The organism is Treponema sp. (assembly GCF_045641405.1).
Taxonomy (GTDB): domain Bacteria; phylum Spirochaetota; class Spirochaetia; order Treponematales; family Treponemataceae; genus Treponema_D.
Genome location: NZ_JAZUGX010000028.1, coordinates 58,826 through 68,375, shown reverse-complemented (window position 1 = coordinate 68,375; position 9,550 = coordinate 58,826). Strand labels below are relative to the sequence as shown.

Annotated in this window: 9 protein-coding genes and 1 tRNA gene; 6 read left to right on the top strand and 4 right to left on the bottom strand. The window is 42.4% G+C overall.

The window, feature by feature from the left end:
* The coding region (locus ACKI39_RS04495) for a PEP/pyruvate-binding domain-containing protein (RefSeq protein WP_407398075.1) at window positions 1-626 on the bottom strand (626 nt) is incomplete at its 3' end.
* Between the two features lie 441 nt (window positions 627-1,067).
* Between ACKI39_RS04495 and ACKI39_RS04490 the strand changes: the two genes are divergently transcribed.
* A complete protein-coding gene (locus tag ACKI39_RS04490; RefSeq protein WP_407398073.1) occupies window positions 1,068-1,490 on the top strand; it encodes an Hsp20/alpha crystallin family protein in 423 nt (140 codons plus the stop codon).
* A gap of 162 nt (window positions 1,491-1,652) precedes the next feature.
* Here ACKI39_RS04490 and ACKI39_RS04485 read toward each other — a convergent pair whose 3' ends face one another.
* A complete protein-coding gene (locus ACKI39_RS04485; protein WP_407398071.1) occupies window positions 1,653-2,864 on the bottom strand; it encodes a BamA/TamA family outer membrane protein in 1,212 nt (403 codons plus the stop codon).
* A 306-nt stretch (window positions 2,865-3,170) separates the two neighbouring features.
* Between ACKI39_RS04485 and ACKI39_RS04480 the strand changes: the two genes are divergently transcribed.
* Window positions 3,171-3,244: transfer RNA gene (locus ACKI39_RS04480), tRNA-Ala, on the top strand.
* A 613-nt stretch (window positions 3,245-3,857) separates the two neighbouring features.
* Here the strand turns inward: ACKI39_RS04480 and ACKI39_RS04475 are convergent.
* Complete coding sequence (locus ACKI39_RS04475; protein ID WP_407398069.1) at window positions 3,858-4,910, bottom strand: hypothetical protein; 1,053 nt, start codon at window positions 4,908-4,910, stop codon at window positions 3,858-3,860.
* Between the two features lie 188 nt (window positions 4,911-5,098).
* On the opposite strand from ACKI39_RS04475, the gene ACKI39_RS04470 reads away from it, so the two are divergent.
* The 3 genes from ACKI39_RS04470 to ACKI39_RS04460 all read left to right on the top strand — a co-directional run bounded on the left by ACKI39_RS04470 (window position 5,099) and on the right by ACKI39_RS04460 (window position 7,651).
* On the top strand, window positions 5,099-6,247 hold the full coding sequence (locus ACKI39_RS04470) for a hypothetical protein (RefSeq protein ID WP_407398067.1): 1,149 nt from the start codon (window positions 5,099-5,101) through the stop codon (window positions 6,245-6,247).
* A gap of 96 nt (window positions 6,248-6,343) precedes the next feature.
* On the top strand, window positions 6,344-6,889 hold the full coding sequence (locus tag ACKI39_RS04465; RefSeq protein WP_407398065.1) for a flavin reductase family protein: 546 nt from the start codon (window positions 6,344-6,346) through the stop codon (window positions 6,887-6,889).
* A 9-nt stretch (window positions 6,890-6,898) separates the two neighbouring features.
* Window positions 6,899-7,651, top strand: a complete 753-nt coding sequence (locus ACKI39_RS04460; RefSeq protein ID WP_407398063.1) for a helix-turn-helix transcriptional regulator — start codon at window positions 6,899-6,901, stop codon at window positions 7,649-7,651.
* Window positions 7,652-7,668: 17 nt separating this feature from the next.
* Here the strand turns inward: ACKI39_RS04460 and ACKI39_RS04455 are convergent, their stop codons facing one another.
* Window positions 7,669-8,241 carry a DJ-1 family glyoxalase III gene (locus ACKI39_RS04455; RefSeq protein ID WP_407398061.1) on the bottom strand — a complete coding sequence of 191 codons (573 nt, stop codon included), beginning with the start codon at window positions 8,239-8,241 and terminating at the stop codon, window positions 7,669-7,671.
* A gap of 55 nt (window positions 8,242-8,296) precedes the next feature.
* On the opposite strand from ACKI39_RS04455, the gene ACKI39_RS04450 reads away from it, so the two are divergent.
* Window positions 8,297-9,538 (top strand): response regulator, encoded by a 1,242-nt coding sequence (locus ACKI39_RS04450; protein ID WP_407398059.1) that lies wholly within the window; start codon window positions 8,297-8,299, stop codon window positions 9,536-9,538.
* Window positions 9,539-9,550 lie beyond the last annotated feature (12 nt).

Here is a 9,550-nt window from a genome sequence, read left to right as displayed (position 1 = left end):
TCCTGTGGGTCCTGTGGGAAATCTTCGCCCTTTTCTTTCTTGTACATTTCCTTGTACTTTGCAACGATTTCCTGGAGTTCTTCTGTTGTGAGTTCTGTATCTTCTTTGATACCGCGGTGTGACTTAACTTCTGCGATAATTTCTTCGAACTTATCGTGTTCAACACCCATTGCTACGTTTCCGAACATCTGGATGAAGCGGCGGTATGCATCCCATGCAAAGCGTGGGTTATTTGTCTTTGTTGCAAGACCAATTACTGACTTGTCATTGAGACCGAGGTTGAGGATTGTGTCCATCATACCTGGCATAGATTCTGCAGCACCTGAGCGAACTGAAACAAGGAGTGGATCCTTTTCGTCACCGAGCTTCTTGCCCATAGACTTTTCGAGTTTAGCAAGGTTCTTTGCTACTTCTGCTGCAAGTGATTCAGGATACTTGCGTCCGAGCTTGTAGTATTCCTGACAAACATCGATAGAAATTGTGAATCCTGATGGAACTGGAAGGCTCAAAGGTTTCTTTGCCATCTGAGCAAGGTTAGCACCCTTTCCACCGAGGATGAGACGCATTGACTCGTCGCCTTCTGCATCACCGTCACCAAAGTAATAAACATATTTGGTCTTAGCCATTAATGTCCTCCATATATATATGTAACTAAAAATTATACAAGTAATTTTTTTTATCGTCAACAAAACTGTATTAAAAAGCAATATACGGAAACAAAATCATCGGCCATCAAGTACTGACACTACAAGTTTGATTTGTTGGAAAAACAACATTTTTACCGAGATCACTTTTTTCTTAAAATTACTATCCTCTGAGTACATATGGCACGGAATTTTCATCAAATTCAAAATGGTGTATCAGAATGACACGCAATGAAAATGTCACCGGCAGGACCATACTTTATCCCCTGTCATTTTGCCCCGCAATGAATAAAATCAAATATTTTATTAAATTTATTATTAGTTGGCACGGAATATGCACTATAGTAAGTGTAAGGCAGGAACAACCTTACAGCATCAAAACTTCACAAAAACAATTTTATATAACCTAGGAGGGTTAAGATTATGAACGAACTTTCACTTTTGGATTCACTCTTTGGAAACGACGGTTTCACATTCCCATCTGTACGCAACGCCTACATGACACCAAAGGTTGATGTGTTGCAGAAAAAGGACAGCTATGTTCTCTGCATGGATCTTCCTGGAAAAACTGAGAACGATGTCGAGATTACCCTCAAGAACGATGTGCTTACCATCGCCTCTGCAGAAAAAACAAAGGAAGAAAAGAAGGATGACAACGCGGACAGGGAAATCTGGCTTGTGCGTGAAAGGACAGCAGCAACGACACAGTTCCGTAGAACATTCACACTGCCTAAGGACATCAATCCTTCAAAGGTAACCGCAAACTTCAAGAACGGCGTTCTCTGTATTGAAATTGGACGCAAGGAAGAAGCCCAGGAACAGAAGATAAAGATCATCGCCGCATAGAGGGGCATTGCAAAATAATTCGACAAAAACCTTGACATAAGGAAAGCAACGAAGTATATTTAAATCAGCTTATAAAGCTGATAAAACTCTCTCCTTTAGTTCGGGAAACCGAACGATAGAGGCTCCGGTGAACGCTGGAGCCTCTATTCATTTAAACCGAATCTAGAGAGTCATTCCGATCGAGAAGCTGCTGTGCATTTCTTTTTTCGTCGTATTGTAGTAGATGCCAAGGTTCATGGCTGGGATGGCGATCTGCTTAAGATACATGGTCATTCCACCGCCGAATCCCTGGTTGAATTTATACTCGTCGTCAAAGTCCTCTACCTTTGCGCACTGGTAGCTTCCGTACACAGAGAAAAGACCGATCTTTGTCTTGAAGGCTGCATACTCAAGACCCGCAGACATTCCCACACCGCTGCGTGTACCGAATTTTGAAGGCAGGATGCTGACACCGAGGGCGCCGTTGCCGACATAAGCTGAATACGGAACATACTTGCAATGTACGCCGTTGGCACCAAAGATGAACCTAAGGTCATCGGAGAAAATTGGCTGCTGGAAAACAATGGATGGCGAGAACACATGCCACACATAATGATTTGTGTAGATGACCGTCTCATTGGTATAGCTCAAAGATTTTGTCGACATGAACACCCCATTCCAGTCAGAGGATCCAAGCCTGACGGAAGGCTTAAGATCAACATAGCGGTTGCTTTCAATTGTACCTTTGTCCCGTTCATCAAAATCCTTGAAGCCAAAATTTGCCGACATGGATGCAGACAGATAGCCTGTGAAAACCTCCGTCAATGTGATTCCGCTGTTGGCAGAAACCATGTCATAGTCTATGCATTCAACATCATCGATGTTCACATATTTCTGATTTTTCTTTCCAGCTGAACCAAACAGGGTTACACCTGGAACATGTCCTTTAGGAGGTCTTCCATACATCCAGATTCCGCGATATTCCGAGGAAGAAAAGAATCCTCCAAGAGCAACTGTATGCTTAAGACCAAAGGCATTGGAATCGATGAGGAATGCACCACCCATTGCCTTGCCACCCGACACGGAAAAAAGAGGAAGCGGAATGAAAGTGATCTTTTCTTTTACCGTCGCCGTGATCTCCGTTCCGTCAGCCGATTCTGACTGAGAAAGCTTTATCTCCGAAAACAACCCTTCCTTCTGCAAGAGAGTCTCAAGAGCATGAATCGTATTCTCATCGGCTTCCTTTCCCAAAAACCCCTCAACATCACGCTGAAGGATGAATTCCTTTGTCTTTTTGAGTCCATCAAAATGAATTGCCTTGATAGGAGAAGCAAACGAAACGGTCGATGCCGTCAGTGCCGATGCCATAAAAAGCGATAAAAACTTCTTGCTCATGGTGATGAAGTCTACAATAAATGCACTATTTTGAATAGTAAAATCTAAGAAAAGTCATGAAAGATGCACAAAATTGCAAAGAATCCAAGTTTTTTGTCATCGTCTGCAAAATACTGCACTATTTGCAAAAGATTTCACAAATTTTCTTCAAAAAAGTATTGACTACATTATGAATTTGTTATATTTTTTCTTTAGCAGCAAATTTTAATTTTTTTTATAGATTCGGATCGCTTGTTTCCTCCTTAGAGCGATCCGTTTTTTTTTCCATTGATTTTTTTCATCAACGTTGATATATTCTATTCATCCGGGGGTGTAGCTCACCTGGCTAGAGCGCTAGCATGGCATGCTAGAGGTAACGGGTTCAAGTCCCGTCATCTCCATAGTTAAATCAGAGGTTTTGCATAAAAGTGCAAGACCTCTTTTTGTTTTAAAGACAAGCAAAACAGAAAGGGACTTGAACCCGTTAGCGAAGCGAACGCCGACCAAGCGGGAGGAAAAGGCGACAGGAGGTCGCCGTCAGTGAGTGTAGCCGCCCAAAGGGAGGAGCCATGGAGGGCGACGACCGAAGGGACGGGTTCACATAGCAAGAGCCGCATCAGTTTTTTTACAGGATCCAAGTTTAACTCCCGTCATCTCCATAAAAGACAAAGGTCTTACACAAAAGTTGTAAGGCCTTTGTTGTTTTAAAAGCAAGCAAAACGAAAGAGGGACTTGAACCCGTTAGCCGGCGAAAGCATTTGCTTTTGTAGATACCGTTACCTTTTGTAACTTTCGCCGCACCAACAGATTCCCTGTTGGTGTAAAGGCTACCTTGAAAATCCGACCAAGTGGGAGGAAAAGGCGACAGGAGGTCGCCGTCAGTGAGCGTAGCCGCCTGTCGAAATCAAGCAATATCCACAAAATATGTGGTAGTTTCGAGAGCCTCAACCACCACATATCCTATAGCAATACAATTTCCAGACACAGACTTGTTTTAAAAGACAAACAAAAAAATTATTTTCCTTCCCTACGCCATAATTCAATCTTCCAGTTGTCTTCGGTCCTTACAAGAACCAGGGAATCCTCGCCGCATTCTGTAATTTCATATTCAACAGACCAGGGATCTTCATCATATATCTGAATATTGTCTACGAACAGTTTATTTCCACTTCTTAAGGACCATCGTCCACCAAAGCCTTCGCTTTCCTTCATCCTAAGGAAGAAATTTTCATCATCAATATCTAGAAGAAGACTGTCATCTTCCCATAAGCCTATAAGCAATTTTAGATCAACCTTGCCGTCGCCATTTCCTTCCGGAAGAGAATCATAGTCTTTAAGATAGCCGCCGAATACCCAGCCGCCAAAAGGTTCTATGTCCGCATAGGAAACAGCGTAATACCAATGGTCAGTGAGGCCGTCCACCGTATACTTTTCAAAAGTGCGCTTTGTAATGTACAGATGCATACCGTCTTCAAATTTGCCGAGCTTTGTTCCGTTCATAGGTTCTTCCCTGTAGTTAAGGCTTGAACCGTCATCAGTGCATACGCGTTTTTCAATGGTTTCAGGATAGATGTAATACTTTTCTGAGGCACCGCCATTTTCTTTCAGGGATGAAAGATCAAGGTTCCTGAACAGAGGGATCTTTTTCTTCAATCCATCAGAAATTCTTGAATCTTCAGCCTTTGCCCTATGGCCGTTCCAGACAAAGGAATCTGAGGCAATTTCCGTAATGCTTATCTTTTCGATTTTGCCAGTGTTGAATTCAATCTCTACAGTTGCAGGTGAAACAGCCTTCCAGGTTCCAATGGCAGCTTCTCCCTTTCCATCGTGCCATGAAGCAAATTTTCCATCTGCCGAATAGGAATCATAGAGAGTGGTTTCATCAATGCACCATTTTTCCGCTGAAGAAAGGTATTCTGCAAGTTCTTTTTCAGTCCACTGCTCCTGGATTTCTTCAGAATTTCTGTCCGATGCAGATTCTACGGCTGAAGCTTTTTCTTTATTACAGCCTGCAAGCAAAACAAAACCAAATGCAGCCAATACAATCAGAACAATCTTTTTTTTCATTTCCAATTCCCTTTTTTTACTTTTTATCGATTCATTCTAACATGAAAAATCCTGCTGTAAAACTGCAGAAAAATAAAATTGTACTTCAATGCATATTGACTAAAAAGTTAAATATAACTATCTTTTGTTAGTGTTTGCTAACTTTCAAAATTGCGAACACACTTTATTTCAATTTTCAGGAGTTTCTGATGAAAAAAATTGCACTTGCTGCTTTGACAGCTCTAGCTTTGATTGGATCAGCTTTTGCTGAATCATCCGTATCTTTCTACAACAAGATTTTTGAAGAGGATTATTTCTATGCAAACAATGATGGGGAAACACAAAAGGATTTCCCTGTAGTCAAGGACGAAATGAATGTTGAATACAAATCAGAACATGTTGATGCAGCCCTCAAGGTAATTGCAGGCATTGATGATTTTGACGACAGGCATTTTGGCATGGACGGATACATTGATGACTGGTATCTTGAATGGAGATTGTTCCAGCCTGTTACAATCGGTCTCCACGACAACATCTATACTGAAGGTTCTGCCCTTCCGATTTACGACGACAACCTTGCCAACGGAAACATCGGTTCAAATGGATTCACTGTAGTTTACCGTCCATCTATTTTTGAAAACAAACTGCGCCTTGGTGCGACACTTCCATTTGAATTCACAAAGACGGAAGATGAATTTGGTAAAAAGCCAAACTGGCTTAAGGCAAAAAAGACAATCAAAGATGAAGATGACAACGAAACAGAAACCGATGATGACAAGTATGTAAATCTTGGTCTTGGAGCAATCTATACCGACGACCTTTTCCAGGTTGGATTTACGGTAAAGGATATCTCAAACAGCGACACACGCCTTGTGGGTGTTACTGTTTCATTCCCTGATCTTTTTGGTGCAGTTGAAGGTCTTACCATCGGTGGTGGTTTCTCAAATGCAAAAGGAAAAGATGCAGGATTTGACGACCTTATTTCCGTTCTTGGAACGGACTATGGTGTAACTGGAAAAAACATCATCAACGCAAACCTCTCTTTGGAAAAGGAAGCATTCTCTGTTGTTGCCGAAGCCCTCTACAATACAAAGAATGATGAAGGCGACTATGACCTTTATTCAGCCGCCGTTGTTGGAATACCTGTCAACGAACAGCTTGTTCTCAATGCAGGTGGAAAGACTCTTATGGATCTTAACTCTGACACAAAGGACAACAACAAAAATATCTACAGCGTTCTTGTGGGAACGGAATATACAATCGATGAACATAACCAAATTGGTGTTGAATTTGATTTCTTTACATGCGACAAGACAAAGGCATTTGCAGTTCCAGTATTCTGGAAGTGGACAATGTAAAATCAAAAAGAATTAAGTCCTGACCGGTGATGGGGAGCCTCCTTCCTTTTGCCGGTCTTTTTTTTTGCCTGCAATTCCTATATAATTTTTTTTATTATGTTAAAGACAATCAAACCTGAATTACTTACAGACAATGCCTTCAAGATGATCGGCAAGGACTGGATGCTCGTAAGCGCATGTACAAAAAAATATGATGAAGAAGGAAAAATCATCACCGGTCGTCCAAACGCAATGACGGCAAGCTGGGGTGGCGTTGGAGTTCTCTGGAACAAGAATGTCGCCACAATCTACCTTCGCCCTAGCCGCTACACAAAGGAAATCATTGATTCTACAGACAGCTTCTCTCTAAGCGTTCTTCCACAGAAATATAAGTCTGCCCTTGACTACTGCGGTTCACACTCAGGACGCGATGAGGATAAGTTCCAGAAAACAAAGCTTGAAGTGGACTACATGAACGGAACTCCATGGATCAAGCAGGCAAGAATCGTAATTTTTTGCGACAAGCTCTATGCCCAGGAATTCGATCCAAACTGCTTTACGGAAGAAAAAGTATGCAAGCAGAATTACCGCAAGGATGACTTCCACACAATGTATATCGGTGAAATCACAAAGGTGATGGTTGAATCCAGGGATATTAAATAATTTTTTCCTATGGAATTGATCGACAAAAAAATCTGGAAAAGGGCATCGGCTATTGGTCTCGTCTTTACAATCCTTTGCCTTGTTGTCTGCATAATTCAGTATTACTGCGATCCTGATGCAGACACTTTCCAGAAGGGAGTCCGCATCGCAATCCACTTTCTTGCAGTAAATTTCTTTATTTTTTTATTTTTCAATCCATTATCCTTCAGAACCTATTCTGTTCTCTTCTACATATATGGATGTGGAAATTTCCTGGATAACGGGAATGTTCTTGGAGCCATTTGCATTTCGGCATCCCTTGTCTTTCTGAACACTTCTGGCTTCCTAAAGACCCGCAGGAACACAAAAATTGTCAGCTTTCTGATTGTTCCCCTTTCATGTATCTTTGTTCAGTGTTTTCATACGGGAAAACTTGCTTTCCTTCTTTCAGTATTCTACATACTTGGTGCAATCTACATTTTCTACCTGACATATCTCATGCTGCTGCCTAGAGTTGAAAAAGCCTATTCCATGAAATCGGAAAAAATCATAAGCCGTGAAAAATTTACGGAGCGCGACATTGAATTTCTTGAACGGGTGTTAAAGGGAGAAAAATACAGCAAGATTGCTTCCCTCTACAACATTTCGGAAAGTTCTGTAAAAGCCCAGATGATAGAACTATACCATCACCTGGGAGTAAACAGCCGCACGGAATTCCTTGCCTTCTGCAACGGCTGCACCTTTGTCCTTGGCGATCCTGAGCAGACAACGGAGAACAGCTGATTCCCCATCGTCACGGATCAACGCTGAATCGTTCCCTTTCGGATTTCTTCTTTCTTTTCTTCCCCGCAAAGCTCACGGATTATTTCCATGGCAAACTGTTCTGCCGTTCCAGCTCCACGGGATGTGATGACATTCTCGCAATGAACGAAAGGAACGTCCTTTACATGGTTTGCGGCATATTCGCCTGCTTCGCCTTCCATGTCTGGATAGCAGGTCCATTTTCTTCCAACGAGAGCCTTTGTCCTAGAAAGAACAAGAGCAGGTGCGGCACAGATGGCGCACACAAGCTTTCCTTCTTCATTCATCTTATCGATGAGGGATAGAGCCTGATGGCATTTACTGACATTTACGGTTCCAGGCATTCCTCCAGGAACGATGACAGCATCAGGAAGCTCCGCACATGAAGAAACATAGGTTTCCAAGGTCATGTCGGCAACCACCGTAATCTTTCTGGCTCCCTCCACATTCCTTGAAGCGGTTCCTGTCGCTATTGTCGTAACCTCTACTCCTGCGCGGCGAAGATAGTCCACTGGTGTAAGGGCTTCAACCTCTTCAAATCCAGGTGCAAGAAATACTATAACCTTCTTCATAAGTCCTCCATATTTTCATTGAAATTATACTACCAAAGGGATAAAATTGTATATTATGAAATCTGTACTTCTCATCGACGGATCGGCATTATTTCAGGATTTTCTTAGAGACAAGGTTGCTGCGGAACAGGTAACGCTTGAATGCGCAAGCAGCAGAGAATCATATTCAAAGATGATTTCCCTTCTTCCAGATTTGATCATCATTGAAATTCAGGATTCGATCAAGGAAGAGCTGAATCTTCTCCTGGACAAAAAGCGCACTGATCCAAATGCAAAGAAAATACCGATCATCATGACAGGCCCAGTAATGGACCGCAGCAAGATCGCAAACCTTGTTGAATACGGAGTCGTAAAGTATTTCACAAAACCGATCAAATTCGACGTCTTTTTTGATTCCATCGGCCGCATCCTAAAGATGCCCCTTTCAATGGACACTACTCCCTGCATCCTCGACATACACCTTAACGGCAGCATCATCTTCGTGGAGCTTGCACAGGGACTTAACCGTGAAAAGCTTATGCTCCTTAAGTACAAGCTTTCAGAAATCATCGACAAATACAAGATAAACATCCCTAAAGTCATCCTCATGCTCACAAACCTTCAGCTCACCTTCGTTGACGGTGCAAACCTTGAGCTTCTGCTGGACAACATCACTGCAGGGAAAAGAATCCCAAACAAATATATCAAGGTTCTTTCCCTCGATGAATTTGTAATCGAGCTGATAAAGGGACACCCTGAATACAGCGGCATGGTCGTTTCACAGAACCTTCAGCACGTCATCTCCTCCCTCATGAATGATGACAGCAGCCTTGACTATGGCTCAAAGGATTTCATATACGACAACATCCTCCATTCCGACAGGCCTACCGACGACACTGCCCTCGGTTTCATGGATGACAGAAGCACTGGAGATGCAAACTCAGGAACGATGATGAAAGTTGCCCTTGTTGACGACGACGTTGTTGTCCGTAAGCTTCTTGAAAACACATTTACCGCAGCAAGTGGAGAAGCAACCCTTTTTGAGAATGCCACTTCTTTCATGAAGGCGATTACTGAAGGCGCTGACTTTGACATAGTCATCCTTGACCTCTATCTTCCTGACATGGACGGAATCAGTATCCTCAAGACGCTAATGCAGAGGAACTATCAGACACCTATACTCATATATTCAAAGGCTTCTTCAAAGGATGTCGTAATGAACGCCCTTTCACTTGGTGCTAAAAGTTACCTTGTAAAGCCACAGAAACCAGGAGCCATCTTAAACAAGGCACTGGAGATATTGCATTCAGGCAGGTAGTCTAGAACGATT